The sequence below is a fragment of the Acinetobacter sp. YH12252 genome (assembly GCF_013417365.1).
Classification (GTDB): domain Bacteria; phylum Pseudomonadota; class Gammaproteobacteria; order Pseudomonadales; family Moraxellaceae; genus Acinetobacter; species Acinetobacter towneri.
Genome location: NZ_VPEA01000011.1, coordinates 1 through 25,198, shown reverse-complemented (window position 1 = coordinate 25,198; position 25,198 = coordinate 1). Strand labels below are relative to the sequence as shown.

Sequence of the window (25,198 nt, the reverse complement as noted above, 5' to 3'; positions counted from 1 at the left end):
TAAAAAAAGACCCAGAAAAATTTTGGGTCTTTTAGATTTAACGTTTTATTTAGCTGAATGCCTGTTGTAAACCCAGTACGGTTCAGTTAGCATTAACACTTAGGTTGTCAGTGAATTGATGTTGTGTAATAGCCCCCAATTAAAACGGACACTTCTCAATTAAGACCTAGTCAATTGTGGTTGAACTGTGTAATCGCTTGAGATGGAGAATGACGTTCATCCTGCTTTTCAGCAGTTATAGTGATGATTGGCAGTTGAAATATTTCTAAATGTACTCCTGTTCCAGCAGCAGAGCTATGTTGTACATTCAAACCATAAATTAAATTGATCGACAATCGCATCTGCAGTAATAACAGAAATAGAGGCAGGCGCTTTTTGTAGACGATCTGTACCCAAGCCCTCAGTCTTTACTGTAGAACTTAAGTACGGCGTTGTTTCATTGGCTGTAATGACAATCGTATCAAGTTGTTGAACGCCATTTTCTGCATAAACCAAAGGTGCCCAACACAGCGGTGACAGAATGATGGTTTTTAAAAACGCAGTTAATACATTCTGTTTGAATTTACGATTGTACATACGAAACCTTGCATTAAAATAAGTAGTGATGCTTGAGGCATTTAGTTGTGCAGATTATGACAATTCGCGTTGAATTAATCGAGTAAAAGTCTGGGTAAATTGCTGTCCTTGCTCTGCAAAAAACCAATTTACATGCCCAACAATCCAATCATAATAAGCAGTATCGGCATGTTTCAGGTTTTGGGTAATTCCGACAAAATATTCAAGCTCTGAAAATGCGAAATCCAAATGCACAATTTTTAGCAACTCTGGCAAAATACTAAAGTCTTGTTGTGGATGTATTTCTGCAAAATACGCTTGTAAAAACGCGCTTAAACCCGCTTCGTCAATATTGATTTGTGATGTATGTTCTAAAGCCAGCCAATCTATAAAGTTACGCTCAATCGTGACCGCAAGGTCATAAAGCGCTGAATTTCGATCTGATAAACCAAAATCAATTACCGCTGTAATATTGGCATCGGCACTTTGCGCAGACCAAAACAGATTGGAAGCATGCAAATCATTATGCGTCCAAATTTTAGTGGTCTGCTGCAATATATGCTTAATTTTATGATGCGTCTGAGATACACGCTCTAAAAAAACGGCGTCTAAGTTTTTATCGGCAAAATAACGGCTCAATTCAGGGCTATTTTGAATACGTTGCTGAATAGCCGTTACAATATTTTCACTTTCTAAAAGCTGCTGATTCGATACCAAATAACGCGCCGATCTGCCATGTAACTCAGGAAAATCCTGCATGGCGACATGCAATTTGGCAAGCAAACTTCCCACTTTTGCAGCATGTTCTGTATAGAAAAACGGCGTCCAAGATTGCTGATCGACATATAAGTCAAAACCTGCTGCTTTTTCGTAGACTTCATAAGTCCAGTCGCCCATTTCTAAAGCGGTCAGTCCGCAATTCGAGGCAATTAATGTCGCAACAGGAATGTTTTTACTGGCTAAATGTCGCAAAAAAGCATGCTCTTGCAAAATATCTTGCGCATTACGAAATGAACGATGACTGCGTTTAATGAAATACGAGCGACTTCCTATTTTATCTGTACTGACTGCATCCTGCGTGACATCAATCACTGCGGCAGATGAAAATGGGCGCGGACTGCACCACAAAATTTGAATATTCCCTTGCAAACATGGGTAATACGGTTGCAGGTTGTGTAATTCTGAGACAGTCAGATGTGCCCAATCTTTATGTTCCCAGTCATTCCCCATGCCATGACCTAAATCATGTGTGATTGTGGTCATTTTAGATATTCCTTAACTTGATCAGTATTGTGTAATCGTATATTTCCCATCATCCATCTCAAACAACCATTTTTTAGATGAATATTATCTATTTAATTAACTGTTTTGGCTTGTCGTAAACGTAAATTGACTTCATCTACAATCTGATCTAAACCCGTGTCATAAGCGGCTTCACTCACAAAAGACACCATATTTTGCGTAACTTGCGGTAAATTGTAATCTGCATACCATGACAATGAATTCACTTCTATTTCACGTTCACCCTGCAAAATCACGAATCTTCTTTGCATCCAAGCCTGCAAATTTTCACCCGTATAGGCATCATAAAAAATAATATCGGTCAGATAAAAATCTTTCATCATGTAGGAGTAAGCCACGCTATTTTCTTCTGGCTCATAATTAAAAAAAGGTGTGGTGGTCAGATGAAACTCAACCAGAAAATGACGTTTTAAACGATGATTTTGATATTCCGCTTTGACTTTAATCGGGCAACTGATTTGCGCAAAGTCAATTTCATGTTCAGTATTTTGCTTAAAATATTCAGCCAAAGACCAAACCTGATGTTTAATGAAATCCTTCATTAAAAACTCAGGTTCAAGTTGTGAATTAATTAATCCCAACAGTAAAGATTCAACTTCTTCTTTCGTTAAATAAATGTCTTCAACAATATGCATGCCAATCTCTAAATATGCTGCTGCGATAGAAAAATCCTAACGGAAAGGCTTGTGTTTGTATAGCTATGCAATCGTAGAGTGTGATCTATATCTAGCAATCAATTATCCACGTAGATTGAATCTTAATCACATTTTCAGCTATGCTATAAAAACATCAAATTTCACTTCAAACACGCCTCGTTGCGTAGGAGTAATCTCATGTCTAAGAAGTTACCTATTTACTTCTCTGACGCTGCTTGGGCGTCATTACAAAAAATCATGGGTGCGGATGGTAAACCCAGCCCTAGCCTGAATGCCCTGCTTGAACAAATTGAATTGCTGAATCAGCATGATTTTCAAGCGCTTGCTAAAAGAAAAACACTGCATCTTCCCGTAACGATAGAATCCATTCCTGCAGGTTTTCCTTCGCCTGCTCAAGACTATATTGATAAAAATATTGATCTGAATGAATATCTTATTTCTAATGAAAATGCGACCTTTTTAAATGTAGTTCGCACCACCTCTATGGTGAATGCAGGGCTTGAATACGGCGATATTGTACTGGTAGATCGCAGTAAAGAAGCCAAACACCGCAGCATTGTGGTTGCATTAATCGACCAAAAAGACCTGACTATTAAACGCTTGATGATTACAGCCAAAATGTCTAAAAGTGAATTGGCCGAACATTTTGGTGAAGACTACGACCCTGCCACTTTGCCCGAAGCTTGGCTCAAGGCAGAAAGCCCCGACTACGACAGCATTTACCTGAAAGATGGGCAAACTTTTGAAGTGTTTGCCGTGGTCACGTGGAATTTAAAAAACCTGATGGTTTAAACCCACAATAACGCATAAAAAAGCCGAATAAGTAGAATAGTCATGAAAGCTTTAGAGCAAGTTTTTGCGCTCATTGACATTAATAATTGTTATGTGAGCTGTGAGCGGTTGTTTCAACCACACCTGAATCATCGTCCTGTGGTGGTGCTTTCCAATAACGATGGCTGCGTGGTGTCACGTTCCGAAGAAGCCAAACGACTTGGCATTAAAATGGCTGTGCCCTTTTACCAAGTTCAAGAATTAATTCAACAACATGATGTTGCGGTCTTTTCAAGTAATTATGCGCTCTATGCAGAAATGTCCAGACGTTTTAATAATATTATTCAAGAATTTGTCAGTGCCAAAGATGTTGAAATTTATTCGATTGATGAAACTTTTATTGAGTTGAGTTCATATTCTCAGCGCGATTTAAACGCACTTGCACAGGAAATTAAAACAACCTTGTGGAAATGGCTGGCTCTTCCTGTTTGTGTTGGTATTGGTCAAAGTAAAACTGAAGCCAAACTAGCCAATCATCTTGCTAAGCGAAACCGCTATTTCAACGGCGTATGTAATTTACTGGATATGGATTTATGCAGCAAAGAAGCCTTGTTTCAACACATTGATGCCGCTGAAGTCTGGGGTGTGGGACGCAAAAACGCTAAAAAATTACAATCATTGGGTATCCGTTCTGTATTTGATCTAGCAACAAGCAATCCAGACCAAATGGAGCGCCAATTTTCTATTTTGATGAAAAAAACCATTCTTGAACTCACAGGTACAGCATGTATTGAACTGGAGCACAATACCGTAAGTAAGCAGCAAATCATCAGCTCACGTTCTTTTGGGCAGCGTGTAACAGATATTCATGCGCTTTCAGAAGCTTTGAGCGATTATTTACAATCTGCTGTGCAAAGGCTCAGAGCTGAAAAAAGTTTATGTGGTTGTATGATCATTTTTGCGCAATCTAACCGTTTTGATCCGCGCCAAGTTTTTTACAATCAATCGGTCACTATTGCTTTCAATGAGCCAACAGATTCTGCTTTGCTCATGAACAAAGCCATGATGAAGCATGTGACAACGCTATTTCAGGAAGGGATTGCCTTTAAAAAATGTGGTGTGATTTTAACGGGACTTGAACCCAAACAAAGCTATATTCACGACCTGCTTACAGATACTGACGCCATTGAAAAACAGGAACAATTACAGCAAGTGTTGGATACCGTGAAAAATAAATTTGGTGTGCAAAAACTCGCCATTGGAGCATGTAAATTGCAAGATCGAACTTGGGCGATGCAGCGCAGCCATTTAAGCCCGAATTATTTTAGCTGGGAAGGTTTATTGGCGCTTGGTGATTAGCAGTTATTTGATTGGGCTAAAAAAGCTCACAATATGAGACCTAATTTAATGCTTAAAAGTACTACAAAGTAGTATACAATTAAACACTACAAAGTAGTATAAAGGTGTTTGATGTATACCATCTGTGAGACTACTTTTTTACCAATGAATATCCCTACTATTGGACTGAAGAACAATACAATGACTTTAAAATTTTCATTGCCGAGAACCCTACAGCAGGAGATGTAGAACCTGGTACTGGCGGCGTTCGTAAAATTCGATGGGGTGGAAAGAGTAAAGGTAAACAAGGTGGTGTTCGTGTAATTTATTACAACCGTTTAGCAAATGGCGAAATTTGGTTATTGACCTTATATAGTAAAGACACAATTACCCAACTTGAGAAAAAGACACTTAGACAATTAGCGGAGTTACTGAAATGAGTCGTTTATTAAGTGACAAAGGATTGGAAGCTCGAGAAGCAAAACGAGACTTAAATGTTGAATTATTAGAAGGCGTTAAACAAATGCTTGCTAATAATGCAGCAAGAAAAACTGTGATCAATGAAACAGATGTTGCTTTAGCACGAAGAAAGTCTGAACTCACTCAAGATCAATTTGCTAAAATTTTAGGTATCTCTAAACGTACATTGGAATCTTGGGAGCAAGGTGTTAGAAGACCTTCAGGAGCAGCTCAATCACTGATTAAATTGTTTATTTTAGATCCTCAATTTGTTCGTGACCATCTCGCTTAAATGAAATAGCCCTCAACAACGAGGGTTATTATTTTGCCTTTCCTATAGCAACAGCAAATCTTAGATAGCATTTGAAATGCAACACCATGTTGTTGCCATAATACCTGACTCGGACTTTTAAAGCCGAGTCTTTTTCTTGGACGGTGATTCAAATCAGAACAGCGTTCTACTTCTGCAAGATTAGTCTTTATTCAGCCCAACAAACTTGGCACGTGCTTTATGCAGTTTTTTGTAGCTGTCGATTAAACGTAAATGACGATCTAAACCTTCAAGCTGCATATTGGTTTCGGCTAGACCATAGAAACGTACTGTGCCTTCAACAGAACCCATGACTGCATCCATACGTTCATTGCCAAACATACGGCGGAAATTGACAGCATAATCGGCAATATCCATTTCATCATCTAAAATAACTTCAAGCACGACATTCATACATTGATAGAACAAGCCACGTTCTACGGTATTGGTGTTGTATTGTAAGAATGCTTCGACTAAATCTTTAGCTTCTTCAAACTGTTCTAATGCCAAATAAATCAACAATTTTAATTCGAGGATGGTGAGCTGCCCCCAAACGGTATTGTCATCAAATTCAATGCCAATTAAGGTTTTGATTTCGGTATAGTCATCTAGCTCACATTCTTCCAAACGCTCAACTAAAGCTTCAAGTTGCTCATCATCCAAACGGTGCAGATTTAAAATGTCTTCACGGTACAGCAAAGCTTTATTGGTATTATCCCAAATCAGGTCTTCTACCAAATACACTTCTGAATAATCAGGGACTAAAATTCGGCAAGCAATCGCACCTAAATGTTCATAAATCGCCATATAAGATTCTTTGCCCATTTCTTCTAAAATCGCAAATAAAGCCTCAGCTTCTTCGACATTGCTATATTGACCATTGTTGGTGAAATCCCACTCTACAAATTCATGGTCTGCCTGCGCACTAAAGAAACGCCAAGACACCACACCACTAGAATCAATAAAGTGTTCAACATAGTTATTCGGCTCAGTTACCGCATTCGTGCTAAAGGTCGGCTGTGGTAAATCATTTAAACCTTCAAAACTACGCCCTTGCAATAGTTCAGTTAAGCTGCGCTCTAAAGCGACTTTAAAGTTTGGATGTGCACCAAACGAAGCAAAAACACCGCCTGTACGCGGGTTCATTAAGGTCACACACATGACAGGGAATTGACCGCCTAAAGACGCATCTTTCACCAATACTGGGAAACCTTGTTCTTCTAAAGCCTGAATACCTGCCACAATACTTGGATATTTTGCCAAAACTTCTTGCGGTACATCAGGCAGGCTCATTTCTTCCTGAATAATTTCACGCTTCACTGCACGTTCAAAAATTTCAGATAAACACTGCACTTGAGCTTCTGCAAGCGTGTTACCTGCACTCATCCCGTTACTTAAATATAAGTTTTCAATTAAATTTGATGGGAAATATACCGTTTCACCATCGGATTGACGCACAAATGGCAATGAACAAATACCACGTTCAGTATTGCCTGAGTTGGTGTCATATAAATGTGTGCCCAGCAACTCATCTTCAGGATCATAAATTTCTAAGCAATATTCATCTAAAATTTCTTTAGGCAATTCACCATTTGGGCCAGGCTTAAACCATTTTTCATTTGGATAATGCACAAATTCGGCATTGGCAATCTCTTCACCCCAGAACTGATCGTTATAGAAGAAGTTACAGTTCAAACGTTCAATGAATTCACCCAAAGCAGATGCTAATGCACTTTCTTTGGTTGCGCCTTTACCATTGGTAAAACACATTGGCGATTGCGCATCACGAATATGTAATGACCAGACATTTGGCACGATATTACGCCATGAGGCAATCTCAATTTTCATGCCCAAACCTGCCAAAATACCCGACATATTGGCAATAGTTTCTTCAAGCGGTAAATCTTTACCAGCAATAAAAGTCGCTTGAGATGAAGTCAAGTTCGGCATCAGCAAAGCTTGTGCATCGGCATCAATGCTTTCGACTTGCTCAATCACAAACTCAGGGCCTGTTTGCACGACTTTCTTTACGGTACAACGGTCAATAGAACGTAAAATCCCCTGACGGTCTTTTTCAGAAATATCTGCAGGCAATTCCACCTGAATTTTAAAAATCTGTTTATAACGGTTTTCAGGATCGACAATATTGTTTTGAGATAAGCGGATATTATCGGTTGGAATATCACGTGATTGGCAATAAACCTTCACGAAATACGCAGCACACAATGCAGATGACGCAAGGAAATAATCAAATGGGCCTGGCGCAGAACCATCGCCTTTATAACGGATGGGCTGATCGGCAATGACGGTAAAATCGTCAAATTTAGCTTCAAGACGCAAGTTGTCTAAATAATTGACTTTAATTTCCATGCAGGCACCTATTGTATGTGCCTACTCAGACACAAAATTATAAAATATTGATTTATAAGCCGAATCAAGAGGGAGAATAAGACTTAAAAAATGAGGTTTGAAGTCATCGCAACTATTTAACAGCGACTCCAGAATATGCGGCAACATTATAAAGTGATTTAGGTGAATTGATAATGCTATAAATACAGATTTACTGAATTTAAGCAAAGTTGCTAAATTAATATATACAAACATAATATATTTAAATGTATGGTATATTGTCTTTAGGTTCTAATCTGCTTGATGGTGAAACAACATGAAATATACCGAACTCACTGCTGAAATTTCGTCTAATATCAAATCCATTAAAGAACAATCTCCCGATTTACTTAAAAGCTTTAATGCCCTATCACAAGTTGCAATGAAAGACGGCGTAATTGATGCCAAAACCAAAGAGTTTATTGCGCTTGCAATTGGTGTGGCACAACGCTGTGATGGTTGTATCGGTTTTCACGTCAGAACTTTGGTCAAAATGGGCATGACTTTTGAAGAATTGAATGAAATTTTAGGTATTGCTGTTTATATGGGCGGTGGCCCATCACTCATGTATGCCGCAAACGCCGTGGCAGCATTTAAAGAGTTTTCTCCATCTACAGCCGAATAACAGCATCAAATTATTTACCGAGTCGAAACTATGTTAAATATCCATAATGAATGGGATGAACGCTACAGCCAACATGACCATATTTATGGTGAACAAGCCAATGCGTTCATTCAGGACATTACGCAAAAACTGTCTATTCACGGCAAAACTTTGGGCTTGGCCGAAGGTGAAGGTCGTAACTTGTTATATTTGGCCGCTTTGGCACAAGCCAATGAGCAAGCATTTGAAGCAGATTTATGGGACTACTCGCAAGTTGCTTTAGATAAGGCTCAAGGCTATGCACAGCAACGTGGTTTAAGCCTAAATACACGAAAGCAAGATTTAAGTCAGGTGGATTGGCAAGCCAATCAATATGACAACGTGATTTGTGTATTTGGTCACTTTAACCCTGAAACACAGCAAAAAGTATTGAATGGCGTGCGCGAAACTTTGGTCAACGGCGGTTTATTTGTTGGTGAGCTGTATTCTACTCGTCAGCTAGAATATAAAACGGGCGGCCCACGTGCAGTAGAAATGCTGTACGATCCTATCGAGTTTTTAAGCCATTTTAAACACGATCATCTGATTCATTTCTTTGTGGGCGATGTAGAACGCTCAGAAGGCAAACTGCATCAGGGCAAATCCCACGTCATTCAATTTGCGATTCGTATTCAGAAATAAAAGACTGAATCTTTTACATCAAAAAGCTTGCTCCAATGCAATTAGAGCAAGCTTTTTTGCGCTTTAGATTTGAATATTCAGTTAGATATTTGCTCGGAAATTTTTAAAATCACTCAAACACATCTTTCATAGATTTTGGCATTCCTTGTACCGACTGTAATTCGCCCTGTTTATTTTTCCAAAGCACAACAGGTGTGGCAAAGAACTCGTATTTATCCATCAGTGCCTGATTCTGTTCTAAGGTTTTTTCTACATGTACAGGCACAGTTTTTTGCTCGATCAGCTTTTTTTGTCCGTATTGACGATGGAACGCATTAAAGGTCTGCTGTGGGTTTTTCGCCATTAATAAAGTCGCGGCCTGCCCTTTGCTTTCAGGTCGGATCACCGCCACAATAATATGTCTTAACTGAACTTTGCCAGATTCTACCCACGGACGTGCCTGCTTCCAAAAGGTATGGCAATACGGACAATTCGGGTCTGAAAACACGTAGACAATTTTTTCAGCACTGGTTTGCCCATCCTGAATCCAAGTAGCGTGTTCCAGACTTTGCCACACATCTTCAAGTACCGACTTTTTCACATAACGGTCTAAAGCATCGACGGTTAAATTATTGCCTTGTGCATCAAACAAAGTGCCTACAATATAGTATTTCTGATCATTGGAAATAAACACTGTCGCAGGACTTTGTTCAATATGCCCTGCCCAACCTGTCATTTGTGCAGGTGCTTGAATTTGTTGCACAAACTTAAAACCTTCTTTTTCAATGTGCTGTTTGAGGTTGTCCTGTGCTTGCAGCATACTCACACTACTGGCAAGACTCATACCTATCGCCAGTTTCAGCATGTTATTTTTGATGTTTGATGTCATATTGATTGTCCTTAATTTTGGCTTCACGGCGGGTTTTCTTTCAAATCGTTAAGAGCGCGTTTATGGATTCGCTTGTATTTTTTTCAGATAATGCTGCAGCATCGGCTTGGTCAATTCACCCATGTGATGATCGACCAATTCTCCTTGTGCATTAAAAAACAAAGTACTTGGCAAACCGAACATATTGAAGTGTTGTCCTAAACGAGCTGCAGGGTCTAATAACACGTGTTCAAACTGAAATCGATGTTTCTGTAAATAGGCTTGAATCTCTGCTGCAAATTCGCCTTGATTGGCAAATACAAAATTGACCTCAGGGAAATCTTGCTGTGCTTGTTGCATAACAGGCATTTCACGATGACAAACTGGACACCAAGTCGCCCAGAGATTAATCACCGTGGGCTGCCCTGAAAATTGAGCTAAATCTTGAGGTTGTTGCGCTAGGTTGTGCAATACTAGATTGGGATAGGCATGCTGCGTCTGCAAAGGTTGGATAAGACTCCAACCTACAACTTGTACTGTAATAAAGAGCGCAACTGCCCATGCCAGAACAACACGTTGAATAGCGCGATTTTTCCAGACAAACCACGCCACACCTGCCATAACTGCGGCAATCAGATGAAAGCCTTTGTCCTGAATTTTTAAAATATCAATCGGGTTGGCAAAGTACAGCTCATAATGCTGCAACACAAAAACTGCCCGCCCAACTAAAGCACCAATCCACAGCGCATTCCATAATGCATCCTGATAACCTGTCCAAGTCTGTGCATTCCATGTATAACGACGCTGAAAAAATTTACCCATTGCAAAGACGACAATCAGTCCTAGCAATAAAAACACCAATGGCCATGGAATCATCAACATGCCTAACTGCAAGACTGCGGATTGAATCATGGCGCAGCCTCTTGCAGTTGATGAATATTTTGAATCAATTGCGCTGCGTTATAAGCACCTGTTAGACGCAATTCACGTTGTTCCCGTTGTGGATCTGCCAAAAATAACAACGTTGGCGGCCCTAAAATCTGCCATTTTATCAATAAGGCGTCTTGTGAGGGATGTTGTTCAGTTAAGTCGAGTTTAATCCACACCACATGCTTTAAAGCATCTTGCACATCGGTACGAGGAATCACATCACGCTCAATCGGCTGACACGCCACACACCAATCGGCATAGACATCAATCACAATCTTTTGATGAGCATGTGCGGCCAAAGCTGCATTCAACTCTTGTTCTGTGCGTACTTTGATCCATGGCTGTAATTGGTCTGCTTGTACCTGCGCATTGACACTGGCAATACTCTGATTGACATGCCAAATTCCACTACTGGCGATTATTGCCGCCAAAGCCAATAACGAAAAACGCTGTGGACGATGTAACACGTGGCGCAAAATTGCAATTAAATATGCAGCGAAGGCAAATAACACCACAGCAAAAGCAACATAGTACCAAGTCACAGAAAATAGCGGACGAGCAAAATACAAAGCCATTGCCAACATGATAAAACCAAAGCTAAATTTTAGCCGTTCCATCCACAAACCTGGCTTTGGCAAATATTTCGCGCCAAACACGCTGGTAATAAGTAAAGGAATTCCCATACCTAAACCGAGCAGGAACAAATATAAACCACCCAATGCTGCTTGATCCAAATGTGAGACGTACAGCAATGCTCCCGCTAAAGGCGCACTCATACATGGCCCGACAATCAGTGCAGAAATCACCCCCATAACGCCCGCACCCAATAAAGTACCGCCTTTTTGATATTGCTGAATACGATCTAAACGCTGTAACACTGCTTGTGGTAATGACAACTGATACAGTCCAAACAGGTTTAAAGCAAAGAGCACAAACAACATAGCAAAAACTGCAATCACTACGGGATTTTGGAACCAACGCTGTACGCTATAACCAATGTGTGACGCAACAACGCCCATCAAGCCATAGACTAGCGCCATACTGACGATAAAGGTGATCGCAATTGCTGCCGCTTTATAGCCTGTATTGCGCTGCACCAAAATGCCAGAAAGAATTGGAATCAGCGGCAATGAACACGGTAAAAAAGCCAGTAATACCCCAAAACCTAAAAAGATAAACGCATTCAGTAACAACCCTTGCCCAGACAATAAATTCAGGAAAAATTGATCATTGTTCCATTGCTGATTCAGACTCGTACTACTGGCTGTTTCCGTATTGCTTGAATTGGCTGATGCAGCGAATGTATTGTCTGTCAACGCCATATCTGTATTTTCAATCTCTAAGGAATTTGCTAAATCAACGTTTTCTACTGGTTCAGGGGTAAGTTTAGGATCAGCTTGTGTTACAGCAACCGCATTTTCAGCAAGCTGTGCTTTGTTTTCTAGCGTTTGCTGTTCAAGTTTGAGTTCTTTTGTCGTTACAGTATTTGCAGTTGTCGTAACTTGTTTTTGTGTACTAGAACCATTGGCTTGATGCTTATCTGCATCATTTAAGTTAGTGTTTAAAGCAGCCTGATTATTCTGATTGAGTTGCTGAAGTAAATTACCTTTGCCCGCACTTAAATTATGCTGTGGCAATAAACCATCGGCATCGGTTTGAATCGTTTTACGCTGTACGGGATAACACAAACCATCTTCAGCGCAGCCTTGCCAAGTAATTTGATATTGCTGATTAGGCTTCACCTGAATCTGTGTTGTCACTTGCCCATAATGCACACGTGTCAGCCCGAAAGTCGGATCATCTTTTTCCTGCCCTGCAGGCAATTTAAAAGCAAGCGGCTTTTGAGCCTGACTGACTTTGAATTGATCGTGATATAAATAGTAATGCGGTGCGACATCCCATTTCAGTTCAACCGTTTGTTCAGACAATGACGTCGCCTGAAACTTAAAAGCTTGATCGGACGCTAAAAATTCATTGGCAGCATTGACCCACACCGCACACAGACTCAACACAAAATAAGCAATGACGCGAATAAAAATCATGTATTTATACTAAAAATTAAAAAACTGACTGTATTATCGGTAAGTGTAGATTAAGAGAACATTAATAAAGATTTTTCTTTGTAAACTTGAGCATTGTAGGTGCCTAATCTAAATTTGTGGCGTGATCGAGATGTGTCATATATTGGGCTGACTGTGGTATAGGAGCAAATATGTTCGTCGTTTTGGTGGAAGATGATCCTTATATTGCCCAAAGTATTGTGGCAGCACTCGAATTTTTAAGTATTTCAGTCGAACACGTGAATAACGCGCGCGATGCCGATTACTTCATACGTCATAGTGCGGTAGATCTGTGCCTGCTCGATTTAGGTCTGCCTGACCAAGATGGTTTACAGTTACTCGAAAACTGGCGTAAAGATGCCATTCATATTCCAGTATTGGTATTAACCGCGCGGAATCATACTCAAGACTGCGTACAGGCGCTCAACTTAGGAGCAGATGACTACCTAACTAAACCTTTTGAATTAAATGAACTGATTGCCCGTGTATATGCATTAAGCCGCCGTCATCGTGGTTATTCATCGAACCAACTGCAAAGTGGTCAGTTACACATGAACCTCGATACACAAGAAGTCAGTTGGCATTCACAAAACATTCAGCTTTCACGCCGTGAATATAGCCTATTGGAAACCTTTTTACGGCATCCGAACCAAATCTTAAAAAATGAAGAACTGATAGATAAAGTGTATGGCTTTCAAGACAGTATCGAAAGCAATGCCTTAAATGTGCATATCTACCATTTACGGCATAAAATCCACCCCTATTTTATTCAAACGGTGCGTGGTGTCGGCTACATCTTTAAACCTGAGCTGCTGACATGAAAAACTACAGTCTGAAATGGCGTTTGGTATCGACCATCAGCTGTGCATTTATTTTGCTGTGGGTGATTGTCTTTGCATGGCTCTACCATGACTTGGAACAACGCTTACAAAATACGCTGGATGAACGACTTTCTACCTCAGCCCGTATGGTCGCCCGCCTGATTCAGCAACTGCCCCTAGAACAACTCACAGAAAGTTTGCATGCCGAATCAGAAAATGCCTTGCTACATAGTTTAATTGCTTGTGAAGTCTCTATTTTCCGTGCCGATGTTTCATTACCACAGCATGTGATTGCACGCACTCAAGGCGCACCGAAAAATTTAAAAAACCAACAAGTCGGTTTCAGCACATGGACAGAAAATGGACTGCAATGGCGTAGTTATGTACTGCGTGAAGGTGAAGTTCAGGTGGTGGTGGCTGAAAAAATTCAGTTACGGCAAAACCTACTTAAACAAATTTTACAGTCGGTACTGATTCCTTTACTGCTTACTTTGATTATTTGTATTTTGCTAATTTTGTGGATTATCCGTCTGGAGTTTTTACCGCTCGATCACATCACCCGCCACTTAATTCAGAAAAAACAATCTTTAGATGAAGCTTCTCGTTATTTAATTGAACTGAGATCACAAAAAATTCCTAAAGAAATTCAGCCTTTTGTCGATAACTTATTGATGCTGATTGAACGCCTACATAAAAGTCTGGAACACGAAAAAAACTTTAGTGCATTTGCTGCGCATGAACTGCGCACGCCGTTAACGGCTATTAAAACGCATGTGCAACTGAGCCAATTGATGTTGAATCAAACCGCATCTGCCCAAGATACAGCCAAAGTCATCGACAATTTAAAACACGCAGAACGCAGCATCCAACGTTATCAACAACTTTTGGAACAACTGTTATTGCTCAGTCAAACTGAAGCAGGTATTCAAGCGGCACATAGCCATGCAGATATGCGTAGCGTATTAGAAACAGTCTTGTCGGAACTGACTGTGGAATATCCCAATTTATCAGCGAAATTACAGATTGATTGGGCGAGTTTGGTAGCACAACACATTAATATTCCAGCGCCTGCGTTGCACATGGTACTGAAAAACTTGATTCAAAATGCTTATTTGCATGCAGAGGATGCGCCAAACATTCAAATTTATATGCAAGACCTGCAATTGATCATTGCAGACCAAGGCAAAAGCCTGAATGAAGATGATTTTACCATTCTGACTCAGCGTTTTTGGCGTAAATCTGCGCATAAACAAGGCTATGGCTTAGGTCTAACTCTAGTCAAAGTATTATTAGAGCAATATGGCTACCTACTTCAATTTCAGGCTAACCAACCGCAAGGTTTAAAAGTGATTGTCAGTTTTGATGCAGCACCTTCTGCAACAGAGAAACAACAGACGGATTAAGCTTTTCTGAGCTTTAACAGCAAATAAAGCAAGATTCAGAACAAGATCACTTAACTTTTGCCAATACCGAACATATTGCTCTACTTTACGATAACGCCATTTTTAAGGTGATTTTTGAAATAAAAGGTCAATGCGTTCTAAAATTTTATCTATGATGTAGATGCTGCGGGCTATTGAGTAGAAGAACATTGGCTAGAAAAAATTGCTGAAACTTTCATCACCGTTTTTTTGTTCGATACCACGTCATATTTTTAAATGAGGTAGATATCCGTGCAGATCGTGCATGTGCTTGGTCTTGTGATCAATCTACAACTTAATTAAAGTGTACATAAAACCAACAGCACCCCACTCAAAATATAATACGCAGCGTAGGAGCATCTATTCCAGACTAAAATATAGATAAATATATCAATCAAAGCATTCCATTTAAGCTCATGTTTTATTTAAATAAAGTTGAATTTTTAAAATATCTTATTATCGAAATGATCTTTCTATCGAATCCATAACCACTTGAACGATGATCACAAAACGTATTAGATGATCCACTGCAGTTTGTGTGGTCATCTACTTTGAATGAACTGAAAAAATGGAATCGCCATTTTTTATAAACAGCAACGAAATATCATGCTATAAAGAAATGCGATATTGATGTTGGTTGTTTTCTGGCTTTGACATTCCGAATCAAACCAGTTCAAGTCACTCGCTTGATCAGTCGTTACAGAAAACAAATGAATAGATTTGGTCAGTTGTTTTAGAATATAAAAATCAGCAAAAAAAACTAAAAATGTAATTTTTTAACATTGCGAATTCCCTGCAAAGTTTTCATTATAGAGCCTCATTTTGGCACACGCTTTCTACGTCAAATTAAACAAATTACAAAAAAAATGTGGAATTTTATGCCATAATTAGCAAACTTTGCAGACATCTTGCAAAGTATTATTGCAATTATTTATTGGAGCAAGCGGAATGAGTTCGACCATTTTGGTTATTCATGGACCGAATCTAAATTTGCTAGGAAAGCGTGAACCCGAAGTTTATGGTTACCTCACTCTTGAGGATATAAATCAACAGCTCATTTCACAAGCGCAAAAAGCATCAATTTCTATAGATACTTTCCAAAGTAATTGGGAAGGCGCAATTGTAGACCGAATTCATCAAGCCGCGTTAGATGGCACACAATATATCATTATTAACCCTGCTGCATTAACGCATACCTCTGTTGCGGTACGTGATGCCTTGTTAGGGGTCGCTATTCCATTTCTTGAAGTCCATTTGTCGAATGTGCATGCACGTGAGGCGTTTAGACATCATTCATATTTATCAGACAAAGCCATTGGTGTGATTTGCGGTTTAGGCGCAAAAGGCTATGCCGCAGCACTCGACTTTGTTCTTGAAAAAATTCAACCTACTACACAATCTTAAACTAGGAATACTGTCCATGGATATTCGTAAAATCAAGAAACTCATCGACTTGATGATTGAATCTGACTTACAAGCGATTGAAGTTAAAGAAGGCGATCAGTCGATTGCATTAACTCGTCGCAGTCCAGTAGTAGCGGCAGCAGTTCCTGCAATGCCTGCACCTTCTGCAGAAGTACCATCTGCACCTAAATCTTCACCACGTGGTGCAGTTGAAACTTCTCCAATGGTTGGCGTGTTCTATGCAGCACCAAGCCCAGGTGAAGCACCATTTATTAAAGTGGGTCAAACTGTTTCTGCTGGTGAAACGCTTGGTATTATTGAAGCAATGAAAATCATGAACCCAATTGAAGCAACTCAAAGTGGCGTGATTGAAGAAATTCTAGTTAAAAATGGCGAAGTGATTCAATTTGGTCAACCACTCTTCCGCTACCGCGCTTAAGACCTCGGGGATTCACAATGTTGCAAAAAGTTTTAATTGCAAACCGTGGTGAGATTGCCCTGCGCATCACCCGAGCTTGCAAAACTTTAGGGATCAAAACCGTGGGTATCTATTCAGATGCCGATAAAGACCTGATGCACTTACGCTTTTGTGATGAAGCCGTGTGTATTGGTCCGGGTGCGAGCAGTGAAAGTTATCTGAATATTCCTGCAATTATTACTGCAGCAGAAATTACAGGTGCAGATGCCATTCACCCTGGTTATGGTTTCCTTGCCGAAAATGCCGAATTTGCTGAAATTGTAGAAAGTTCAGGTTTCATTTTCATTGGTCCACGCCCTGAGCATATTCGCTTAATGGGTAACAAAGTTTCTGCAATTACTGCAATGCGTAAAGCTGGCGTACCAACTGTACCAGGTTCAGCACACGCCGTTACACCACACAATGCTTTAGCTGAAGCCAAAGAAATTGGTTTCCCGCTCATTGTAAAAGCGGCTGCTGGTGGTGGTGGTCGTGGTATGCGTATTGTAGAGCGCGTAGACACCCTGCTTGAATCAGTTCAAGCGGCTCAACGTGATGCAGAAATGTGGTTTGGTGATGACACGGTCTATATGGAACGTTTCTTACAAAAGCCACGTCACGTAGAAGTACAAGTATTGGCTGATGGTAATGGTCACGCGATTCACCTTTATGACCGCGACTGTTCTTTACAACGTCGTCACCAAAAAGTTCTTGAAGAAGCGCCAGCACCTAACTTACCAGAACAAGCACGTGCCGATATTTTAGAAGCGTGTGTTAATGCATGTAAGTTAATGCAATACCGTGGTGCAGGTACTTTCGAATTCTTATTTGAAGATGACGAATACTTCTTCATTGAAATGAATACACGTGTTCAAGTTGAGCACCCTGTAACTGAAATGGTGACAGGTATCGACATCATTGAACAACAATTGCGTATTGCTGCAGGTCTAGGTTTAGACATTGAGCAAGATCAGGTTGAAATTCGTGGTCACGCAATCGAATGTCGTATTAACGCAGAAGACCCAACCACCTTCGTACCTTCACCAGGTAAAATTGAACACTTCTATGCCCCAGGTGGTGCAGGTGTTCGTGTAGATTCACACATCTACGAAGGTTATAGCATTCCGCCGTATTACGACTCAATGATTGCTAAACTGATTGTGCATGGTAAAGATCGTGAAACCAGTATTGCGCGTATGCGTCAAGCCTTGGATGAAACTATCTTAACAGGAATTAAAACCAACATTCCTTTGCACAAAGACTTGATTCTGCAAGATAAAAACTTCTGCAAACAAGCAATGGATATTCACTATCTTGAAAAGCATTTGCTAAAGCAACTTGCTGGCAATGAAGAAGAAAAAGCATAAGTAATTAAGGTTGCTTAAGTTTAAAATAAAGAGCTGATGATTCAACGTCAGCTCTTTTTTATTGTTGAGAATAAAAGCTAAACCGTTCATCTATGCAGATCAGTATGAATAAAAAACCAATACTCCAAATGGAGTATTGGTTTAAAAATTGATTTAAAAACTGAGATCATTTTAGATCATCGAATGATGCAAAATACTAGACAAGATTAATCTAAAAACTCAGTCATGAATGCCAATACTTCTGCGGTTTTTTCGGCATGCAACCAATGCCCTGCATGAGCGACTGTTTCAACTTTTGCGTGAGGAAACTGTGCTTGAATAGCGGCATAATGCTCAGGTAACTCAATATAAGGTGAATTACCGCCACGAATAAACAAAGTATTGACATCACTATGCACCGTCTGCCATGACAAAATTTCGGCATAATGTTCATGTAGCGCATTTAAGTTAAATAACCATTGCCCTTTGCTAAATGACTTCATCAAAAATTGCACAACCATTTCTTCTTGAAGATGCTCACGCATAATTTCCATTGCCGCTTGGCGACTTTCAACTTGTGCATCTTGCACAGCAAACAAGGCTGTAAAAATTTGATCGTGACGATTTTCAGGATAAGCAAAAGGACAAATATCCAATAAAACCAATTGCTGTAAACGCCCAGCAGCCAGAGGAGCTAAAGTCATTGCAACTTTACCGCCCATTGAATGCCCAACCACAGAAAACTGTTCGATATTCAAGCTGTTCAACGTTTCTAAAACATCTTGTGCCATTGCTGCATAATTCATGTCATCACAATGCGCAGACTTACCATGATTGCGCACATCTAATTGAATTACGGTGCGCTGTTCTTGAAATGCACGTGCGAGCATGCCTAAATTACTCAAACTACCAAATAAACCATGAATAAAAACCAAAGATGGCAACGTAGATTCAGGCTGATTTTGCGTGATTTGATAATTTAATAACATAAAATAGACTCTAAACTTGAATACAAATGATTAATCTATTTAATGAGTTTTGAGTTTATAAATCAAATTTTATATGTGCTTTTTATTGTGAAACTTATAATATTGCTTAGGCTATTTGTATAAACCTAAGCAATAACATACAAGATGAACTTTTCTTAAAATTTTATTTAAAATAATTCAAAGGCAACTTCAAATAACGAATGCCGTTGGCCTCAGGTTGTGGGAACTTACCTGCGTCCATATTGATTTGAATTGATGGCAGAATCAATTTAGGCATCGTTAAAGTAGCATCACGCTGAGTTCTCATCTCAATAAATTCAGCTTTGCTTACCCCTGTATGAATATGAATATTCTGCTCTTTTTGAGTTTTGAGCAGTGTTTCATGTTCATATTGTTCACGTGATTCTGGTAGATAATCATGGCATAAGAACACTCGTGTTTCTTCAGGCAATGCGTATAGCGTTTGCACAGAATCGTACAACTGCCCTGCACTGCCTTTCGGGAAATCACAACGTGCCGTACCATAATCAGGCATAAACAAAGTATCACCTACAAATACAGCATCACCGATCACATAGCTTAAACAAGCAGGCGTATGCCCCGGTGTAGGGATGTTATAGGCTTGTAATTCACCAATCGTAAAAGTTTCATGATCGTCAAACAGATAATCAAATGATTGATGTGAATTGAAATACTTGATATCCAAGTTATAGATAGCACTAAATGTTTCTTGCACAATCGAAATTTTATGGCTCATGGCAATTTTACCACCCAACTGCTCTTTTAAATATTGAGAAGCTGTCAGGTGATCGGCATGCACATGCGTTTCTAAAATCCATTCAACCGTTAATTCATTTTTTTGGATGTAAGCAATGATTTCATCGGCATGAATTGTTGAAGTAGTCGCAGATGCAGGGTCATAATCCAACACGCTGTCAATAATGGCACATTGACGCGTTACAGGATCACTTACCACATAACTGAATGTATTAGTATTTTCATCAAAAAAATGCTGAATATCTGCGTGCATCTTATGCTCCTGCAACCTTACGATGAATGAGAATCCCCACCAACATTGCAACAATGAAATAGATTGCTTGATAATAACCTAAACCAATCAAGGTTAGACTTGGCGCTGGACAAATTCCTGCAACGCCCCAACCGATACCAAAAATAAAACTACCTGTGATCAGTTTAGAGTCAATTTGAGTTTGTTTAGGCAAATCAATTGGTTCATTTAAAATGGTTTTTGGTTCAGCTTGGCGCATAATTCTTTGGAATGGAATAAAGGCAACCGCAATTGCACCCATCATAACAAATGCCAGACTTGCATCCCATGTACCGAAAAGATCGAGGAAGTTTAAAACTTTTTCAGGATTCGACATACCAGAAAGAATCAATCCAGCTGAAAAAATACCACCGAAAACAAAGGCTAAGAAATTTTTCATTTAGAATGCTCCTGTGATATGGCGGATAACATAAACGGTAATAAAGCCAGCTAACATAAAGGTAGCTGTTGCTGCAATGGAACGCTTAGATAAACGACTCATGCCACAAATACCATGACCACTGGTACAACCCGAACCCAAACGAGTACCGAAACCAACCAATAATCCCGCCACAATCATCATCAATGGGCTTGCATTCAATTCAACTTTAGGTTGAGCCACGATGCCATAGAAAAAAGGCACAATGAAAATACCTAACACAAACCACAATGCAGGCGTTTTGAACAGCGTTTGCGGATTTAACACTTGAGCCAGTAAACCACTAATGCCTGCAATACGACCATGAACATATAAATAGCCCACGACTGCAAGACCAAGTAATCCACCACCGATTAATGCCAGCAGATAATCATGCATTTTGAACACCCAAAACAATATATGTTTTTATAATATATTATTGTAATTATTATTCAACTATTCTCTTGTAAGTTTTGTAAAGTTCATCCGACTATTCGTCTATGTTTGCGACGTGAGAGATATATCTCGCAAGTTTTTGGCTGATATTAAGTCATGAGGCAGAAAATTTAGTCATTCTAAATGACTGCCTCATAACGTAATAAAGATATATCAAAATAGACAGCAACGACAAAAGTTGAGGTCATTAGACTCATTTTTGAGCAAGCGCAATAAGTTCTTTTTTATGCCTACGAATTACACGTTTAGCAGCATCTAACATAATGCGATTGGTAGTCTCATCATCACCAAAGTCAATGGGTTTAGCTGGACACATTGGACGAGCTTTTCGATCTTCGATTGTGTAGTCTTTAAGACGCTTACCCATACTGCACCTCTCAGAATTTCTTAACTTTCACTAATATAACATAAAATTTAGTTTGTTAAAAAATCATCAATACGAGTTTTTAATTACCCTATTTATTGCTTAAAGATAACTTTTTTTGTTATTAAATGGTCGCTTAGAACAAGAATCACTGAGATGAAACGAATAGGAATAGTTGCTACATTCATACAAGAACAAGCATCTGTGTGCTTTGGACTCAAAACAATATAAAGTTCAACATATCATGCATCTACAATATCTACAAAATTAGCATTTAAAACTTTTGCCAAATCGCTTGGTGTTAAACCAATATCTAATCCCCGCTTCCCTCCACTCACATACATAGTTGCAAGCTGTTGAGCGGATGCATCAATCACTGTTTTCAGTTGTTTCTTCTGCCCAATTGGACTAATGCCCCCAACCAAATAACCTGTCAAACGCTCAGCATCTTTAGGATCAGCCATGTGTACTTTTTTACACTGAAAAGCAGCCGCAACTTTTTTAAGATTTAATTGGTAATGGACAGGTAAAATCGCCACAAAATAATGCTTATCATCACTGACCAATAAAGTTTTAAATACTTCTGTGACATCTAAGCCTAACTTCTCCGCAGCTTCTAAACCAAAACTTTTAGCATTATGATCATGTTCATATTCATGCATAGAAAATTGAATTTTCTTGGCTTTTAAAAGTTTAGCTGCTGGAGTCATTGAAAAAATACTGTAAAAAACGATGCTCAAATTATACGCTTGATTGAGATTAAAAGTGAATTCGCTTAGGCCATTTTTAAATATAAAAGTAACTATCGAAAAAATAGCCTAGAATCATTAACTTGGTTTACGTGAATTTTCAACTAACACGTTAGCTAAGCGCTGTGCATGCGCAATCACGCGATCCAACCAACGTTGTGCCGCCAACAACTCTAAACCTGTCGCAGCATTGAGCTGATTCACGGCAATATATTGCAGCACTTTTTCACGGTTTTCGGCACGTTGATCTTCTGTCCATTTTTTCAAATTAGATAATTCGGTATTTAGACTTAGTACATGTTTATGCACATCAAAATCATCCATTTCTTTTAGATGTTCATCAAGAATTTGTACAAAATCTAAGCCAACTTGATAAATTGCAGGTTGGGTGCGTATTTCTTTTGCTAAAGTAATATTTTCCAAATCACTTCGTAAAACACGTAAATACACCATCAAACGAAGCATCGCCATTAAACGCTGTTGATCGGCTTCATTTTCTGAAATCGACATTTCTTCCAAATAGCGTTGGACTTGAATGAGTACTTCATCTAGATGTAATAAACGTACTTTTGAAGGTAATCTTCCCTCTTGGATAGCCAGTTTTAGCATCACCAAAACGTCATACAAACTATGGTAAATCACCTTTGATGCAGCATGAATAGCCAAGGCGGGCACAGATAAACTCGCTTGATCGAGATAACATAAAACCGATTGAGTTTGATCTGGGATAATTTTCATAATCAGTTTTTCGAACTGACGGATAAAAGGCAAAATAATCAAAGTACCAGAAATACTGAATGCTGTATGAAATGCAGCAACAATCACCACATTGTCCCATGTTGCCATAAGACGTTGATTTTGTGTTAGCTCAAGAAATAACGGTTTTAAAATAATAAAAGCAAAAATGGCTGAAATGATGTTAAAAATCACATGAACCGCTGCAGTACGTTTGGCATTTGCAGTTGAACCAATTGCAGCAATAATGGCTGTCGCCACCGTACCAATATTCTGTCCAATCACCAAACCTAAAGCCTGTTGCAAATCAATCGCACCACTGGCCAATGCTGCTAAGGTCGCGGTAATTGCAGCACTTGAAGATTGCAACAGAATGGTCATGATAATACCGACCAAAATCAAACTGAGTTGCGCAATCAAAGATCTACTTGAAAACACTGATAAATCGACACGTTCAGCAAAACCTGACATGGCAACTTGCAACATATCAATGCCAAGGAAAATCAGACTAAAACCTGCCAATGTCATTCCAAATAATGCAACTCGCCCCTGACTAAATAATTTGAGCATTGCACCCAAACCCAGCAAAGGTAATGCAAAACTGGTGATGGAAAATTTAACACCTAAAAATGCCACCATCCAACCCGTACTGGTTGTGCCAATATTCGCGCCAATAATGACACCAATTGCCTGAGCAAAAGTAAGAATACCCGCACTGACAAAACCAATTGTGGCTAAAGTCGTTGCTGTAGAAGATTGTACAATTAAGGTTAAACCGATGCCTGAAAGCACAGCTTTAATGGGTGAGCCTGTAAATTTAGACAACCAAATACGCAAAGTTTCCCCTGCCATATTTTTTAAGCTGTCTGTCATCATGGTCATACCAATCAAAAATAGACCAATACCACCACATAATTGTACAAAGACTTCTAACACACTTACTCCCTGTGCAATAAGCAATTTTCAAAGTGCTAAAAAGCCGATATTGTACGTACTTTTATCTTAAAATTGCAGTTTATTTGTTCTATTCCAATAGTTTATATTAAATAAAAAACTTGTCATCAATTTGACATATTATTAAACCTAAGGATAGATCGGACTCCATTGGTTTATCCAATCATTCGATAAAACAAAACGAAACCTCTGTATTATGCTGACACGATACAATTCAAATCTGTGAATGGCTTGACTAGGTCAATCGCTCACCTCAAAATCAGTATATATACTCACATACGCCAAAATGACAGATATAGTTTTAATATGATTTTTAATACTTTTAGAAAATATCCATCTATAAAAATATTCAGTATTGGTTGTACTGTTTTAACGCTAGCAGCTTGCTCTCCACTAGGAGGTGGTTCTCTTGCAAAACGCTCAGCTAAACTTTCTACAGGGATCCAAAAGGCTTATGCTGTGCATCCTGATACAGCAAATCGTGTAGCACCAATCATTGTACAAAGTGCAGAACAACATAATGTTGATCCTCTGCTTGTCGCTGCAGTTATTAGACAAGAATCGAATTATCGTGCCTATGCTGTTTCACCTTCAGGTGCAGTTGGGTTCACACAAATTATTCCACGTTATTGGCAGCAGACTTGTCCTGGCGATTTATTCCATGAACATACCAATATCAACTGTGGTACATTTATTTTAAATCATTATAAAAATCAGTCGGGTAAATGGCCTAAAGCTTTGGCCTATTACAATGTGGGACCTACTGGCTACAATAGTAATCGAAAAATGAAAAAGCAAGGTAAACGCTACGCAAAACAAGTCAAACAGCACCAAAAAAACTTAAAAGATGCACTTTAATTTTGACTTACTAGCTTAATAAAGTAGCCAATACCCGTTGAATTAAAGCCATCCTCAGATGGTTTTATTTTCCTTTCTTTTTCTACTTTTCTTCTTAATATTTTCTTTTCTACATAAAAAAACACCCCCAACGCTAGTTGAGGGTGTTTCGAATAATGAGCTGGCGATGACTTACTCTCACATGGGTAACCCCACACTACCATCAGCGCGAAGAGGTTTCACTTCTGAGTTCGGGAAGGGATCAGGTGGTTCACTCTTGCTATGGTCGCCAGCACAA

General features: G+C 39.2%; 25 protein-coding genes and 1 rRNA gene. 11 read left to right on the top strand and 15 right to left on the bottom strand.

Features of this window, described 5'->3' with window-relative positions:
* Window positions 1-294: 294 nt before the first annotated feature.
* The 3 genes from FTV28_RS10805 to FTV28_RS10795 form a co-directional block, all read right to left on the bottom strand.
* Window positions 295-576 (bottom strand): hypothetical protein, encoded by a 282-nt coding sequence (locus FTV28_RS10805; protein WP_179990450.1) that lies wholly within the window; start codon window positions 574-576, stop codon window positions 295-297.
* A 54-nt stretch (window positions 577-630) separates the two neighbouring features.
* Window positions 631-1,818: a phosphotransferase enzyme family protein gene (locus FTV28_RS10800; RefSeq protein ID WP_179990448.1), complete on the bottom strand. Its 1,188-nt coding sequence runs from the start codon at window positions 1,816-1,818 to the stop codon at window positions 631-633.
* A gap of 92 nt (window positions 1,819-1,910) precedes the next feature.
* On the bottom strand, window positions 1,911-2,492 hold the full coding sequence (locus FTV28_RS10795) for a hypothetical protein (RefSeq protein ID WP_179990446.1): 582 nt from the start codon (window positions 2,490-2,492) through the stop codon (window positions 1,911-1,913).
* Window positions 2,493-2,690: 198 nt separating this feature from the next.
* Between FTV28_RS10795 and FTV28_RS10790 the strand changes: the two genes are divergently transcribed.
* From FTV28_RS10790 to FTV28_RS10780, 3 genes are all read left to right on the top strand, one after another.
* Window positions 2,691-3,305, top strand: coding sequence for a LexA family transcriptional regulator (locus FTV28_RS10790; protein ID WP_179990444.1), 615 nt, complete (start codon window positions 2,691-2,693; stop codon window positions 3,303-3,305).
* Between the two features lie 42 nt (window positions 3,306-3,347).
* The gene (locus tag FTV28_RS10785; RefSeq protein WP_167846009.1) at window positions 3,348-4,643 is read left to right on the top strand and encodes a Y-family DNA polymerase; all 1,296 of its coding nucleotides are present in this window, start codon (window positions 3,348-3,350) and stop codon (window positions 4,641-4,643) included.
* A 415-nt stretch (window positions 4,644-5,058) separates the two neighbouring features.
* Window positions 5,059-5,373, top strand: coding sequence for a DNA-binding transcriptional regulator (locus tag FTV28_RS10780; protein WP_179990442.1), 315 nt, complete (start codon window positions 5,059-5,061; stop codon window positions 5,371-5,373).
* 180 nt (window positions 5,374-5,553) lie between these two features.
* Here the strand turns inward: FTV28_RS10780 and FTV28_RS10775 are convergent, their stop codons facing one another.
* Complete coding sequence (locus tag FTV28_RS10775; protein WP_179990440.1) at window positions 5,554-7,761, bottom strand: OsmC domain/YcaO domain-containing protein; 2,208 nt, start codon at window positions 7,759-7,761, stop codon at window positions 5,554-5,556.
* Between the two features lie 295 nt (window positions 7,762-8,056).
* Here FTV28_RS10775 and FTV28_RS10770 point away from each other — a divergent pair, with 295 nt between their 5' ends.
* Together FTV28_RS10770 and FTV28_RS10765 are read left to right on the top strand one after the other, a co-directional pair.
* Window positions 8,057-8,404 carry a carboxymuconolactone decarboxylase family protein gene (locus tag FTV28_RS10770; protein ID WP_004973824.1) on the top strand — a complete coding sequence of 116 codons (348 nt, stop codon included), beginning with the start codon at window positions 8,057-8,059 and terminating at the stop codon, window positions 8,402-8,404.
* A gap of 30 nt (window positions 8,405-8,434) precedes the next feature.
* On the top strand, window positions 8,435-9,064 hold the full coding sequence (locus FTV28_RS10765) for a class I SAM-dependent methyltransferase (RefSeq protein ID WP_179990438.1): 630 nt from the start codon (window positions 8,435-8,437) through the stop codon (window positions 9,062-9,064).
* Window positions 9,065-9,173: 109 nt separating this feature from the next.
* Here the strand turns inward: FTV28_RS10765 and dsbG are convergent, their stop codons facing one another.
* From dsbG to dsbD, 3 genes are read right to left on the bottom strand one after another with little or no spacing between them, the layout of a single operon-like run.
* On the bottom strand, window positions 9,174-9,932 hold the full coding sequence (gene dsbG, locus FTV28_RS10760; protein WP_004973828.1) for a thiol:disulfide interchange protein DsbG: 759 nt from the start codon (window positions 9,930-9,932) through the stop codon (window positions 9,174-9,176).
* Between the two features lie 60 nt (window positions 9,933-9,992).
* Complete coding sequence (locus tag FTV28_RS10755) at window positions 9,993-10,823, bottom strand: TlpA disulfide reductase family protein (RefSeq protein ID WP_104851946.1); 831 nt, start codon at window positions 10,821-10,823, stop codon at window positions 9,993-9,995.
* Window positions 10,820-12,883 carry a protein-disulfide reductase DsbD gene (gene dsbD / locus FTV28_RS10750; protein ID WP_179990436.1) on the bottom strand — a complete coding sequence of 688 codons (2,064 nt, stop codon included), beginning with the start codon at window positions 12,881-12,883 and terminating at the stop codon, window positions 10,820-10,822. Before dsbD ends, FTV28_RS10755 begins: the two co-directional genes overlap by 4 nt.
* Before the next feature lie 170 nt (window positions 12,884-13,053).
* Here dsbD and FTV28_RS10745 point away from each other — a divergent pair, with 170 nt between their 5' ends.
* The 5 genes from FTV28_RS10745 (at window position 13,054) to accC (ending at window position 18,371) form a co-directional block, all read left to right on the top strand.
* Window positions 13,054-13,722 carry a response regulator transcription factor gene (locus tag FTV28_RS10745; RefSeq protein ID WP_004973833.1) on the top strand — a complete coding sequence of 223 codons (669 nt, stop codon included), beginning with the start codon at window positions 13,054-13,056 and terminating at the stop codon, window positions 13,720-13,722.
* A complete protein-coding gene (locus FTV28_RS10740) occupies window positions 13,719-15,125 on the top strand; it encodes an ATP-binding protein (protein ID WP_104851943.1) in 1,407 nt (468 codons plus the stop codon). The genes FTV28_RS10745 and FTV28_RS10740 overlap by 4 nt, the downstream gene beginning before the upstream one ends.
* Before the next feature lie 966 nt (window positions 15,126-16,091).
* On the top strand, window positions 16,092-16,547 hold the full coding sequence (aroQ, locus tag FTV28_RS10735; protein WP_096902340.1) for a type II 3-dehydroquinate dehydratase: 456 nt from the start codon (window positions 16,092-16,094) through the stop codon (window positions 16,545-16,547).
* A gap of 16 nt (window positions 16,548-16,563) precedes the next feature.
* Window positions 16,564-16,986 (top strand): acetyl-CoA carboxylase biotin carboxyl carrier protein, encoded by a 423-nt coding sequence (gene accB / locus FTV28_RS10730; protein ID WP_004973838.1) that lies wholly within the window; start codon window positions 16,564-16,566, stop codon window positions 16,984-16,986.
* A 17-nt stretch (window positions 16,987-17,003) separates the two neighbouring features.
* The gene (gene accC, locus FTV28_RS10725) at window positions 17,004-18,371 is read left to right on the top strand and encodes an acetyl-CoA carboxylase biotin carboxylase subunit (RefSeq protein WP_004973841.1); all 1,368 of its coding nucleotides are present in this window, start codon (window positions 17,004-17,006) and stop codon (window positions 18,369-18,371) included.
* A 206-nt stretch (window positions 18,372-18,577) separates the two neighbouring features.
* Here accC and FTV28_RS10720 read toward each other — a convergent pair whose 3' ends face one another.
* The 7 genes from FTV28_RS10720 to FTV28_RS10690 all read right to left on the bottom strand — a co-directional run bounded on the left by FTV28_RS10720 (window position 18,578) and on the right by FTV28_RS10690 (window position 24,045).
* Window positions 18,578-19,339: an alpha/beta fold hydrolase gene (locus FTV28_RS10720; RefSeq protein ID WP_104851942.1), complete on the bottom strand. Its 762-nt coding sequence runs from the start codon at window positions 19,337-19,339 to the stop codon at window positions 18,578-18,580.
* A 163-nt stretch (window positions 19,340-19,502) separates the two neighbouring features.
* Complete coding sequence (locus FTV28_RS10715; protein ID WP_004973849.1) at window positions 19,503-20,369, bottom strand: MBL fold metallo-hydrolase; 867 nt, start codon at window positions 20,367-20,369, stop codon at window positions 19,503-19,505.
* A gap of 1 nt (window position 20,370) precedes the next feature.
* Window positions 20,371-20,787 carry a DUF6691 family protein gene (locus FTV28_RS10710; RefSeq protein WP_004973852.1) on the bottom strand — a complete coding sequence of 139 codons (417 nt, stop codon included), beginning with the start codon at window positions 20,785-20,787 and terminating at the stop codon, window positions 20,371-20,373.
* Window positions 20,788-21,204 (bottom strand): YeeE/YedE family protein, encoded by a 417-nt coding sequence (locus FTV28_RS10705; protein ID WP_004973854.1) that lies wholly within the window; start codon window positions 21,202-21,204, stop codon window positions 20,788-20,790.
* Window positions 21,205-21,454: 250 nt separating this feature from the next.
* Entirely contained in the window at window positions 21,455-21,628 is a 174-nt protein-coding gene (locus FTV28_RS10700) for a hypothetical protein (RefSeq protein ID WP_179990434.1), read from the bottom strand.
* A 239-nt stretch (window positions 21,629-21,867) separates the two neighbouring features.
* Entirely contained in the window at window positions 21,868-22,335 is a 468-nt protein-coding gene (ybaK, locus tag FTV28_RS10695) for a Cys-tRNA(Pro) deacylase (RefSeq protein WP_004973860.1), read from the bottom strand.
* 117 nt (window positions 22,336-22,452) lie between these two features.
* Window positions 22,453-24,045, bottom strand: coding sequence for a Na/Pi symporter (locus tag FTV28_RS10690; protein WP_179990432.1), 1,593 nt, complete (start codon window positions 24,043-24,045; stop codon window positions 22,453-22,455).
* Between the two features lie 324 nt (window positions 24,046-24,369).
* On the opposite strand from FTV28_RS10690, the gene FTV28_RS10685 reads away from it, so the two are divergent.
* Window positions 24,370-24,921, top strand: a complete 552-nt coding sequence (locus FTV28_RS10685) for a lytic transglycosylase domain-containing protein (RefSeq protein WP_096902336.1) — start codon at window positions 24,370-24,372, stop codon at window positions 24,919-24,921.
* Window positions 24,922-25,079: 158 nt separating this feature from the next.
* On the opposite strand, the gene rrf is transcribed toward FTV28_RS10685, so the two are convergent.
* A 5S ribosomal RNA gene (gene rrf, locus FTV28_RS10680) occupies window positions 25,080-25,194 on the bottom strand.
* Window positions 25,195-25,198 lie beyond the last annotated feature (4 nt).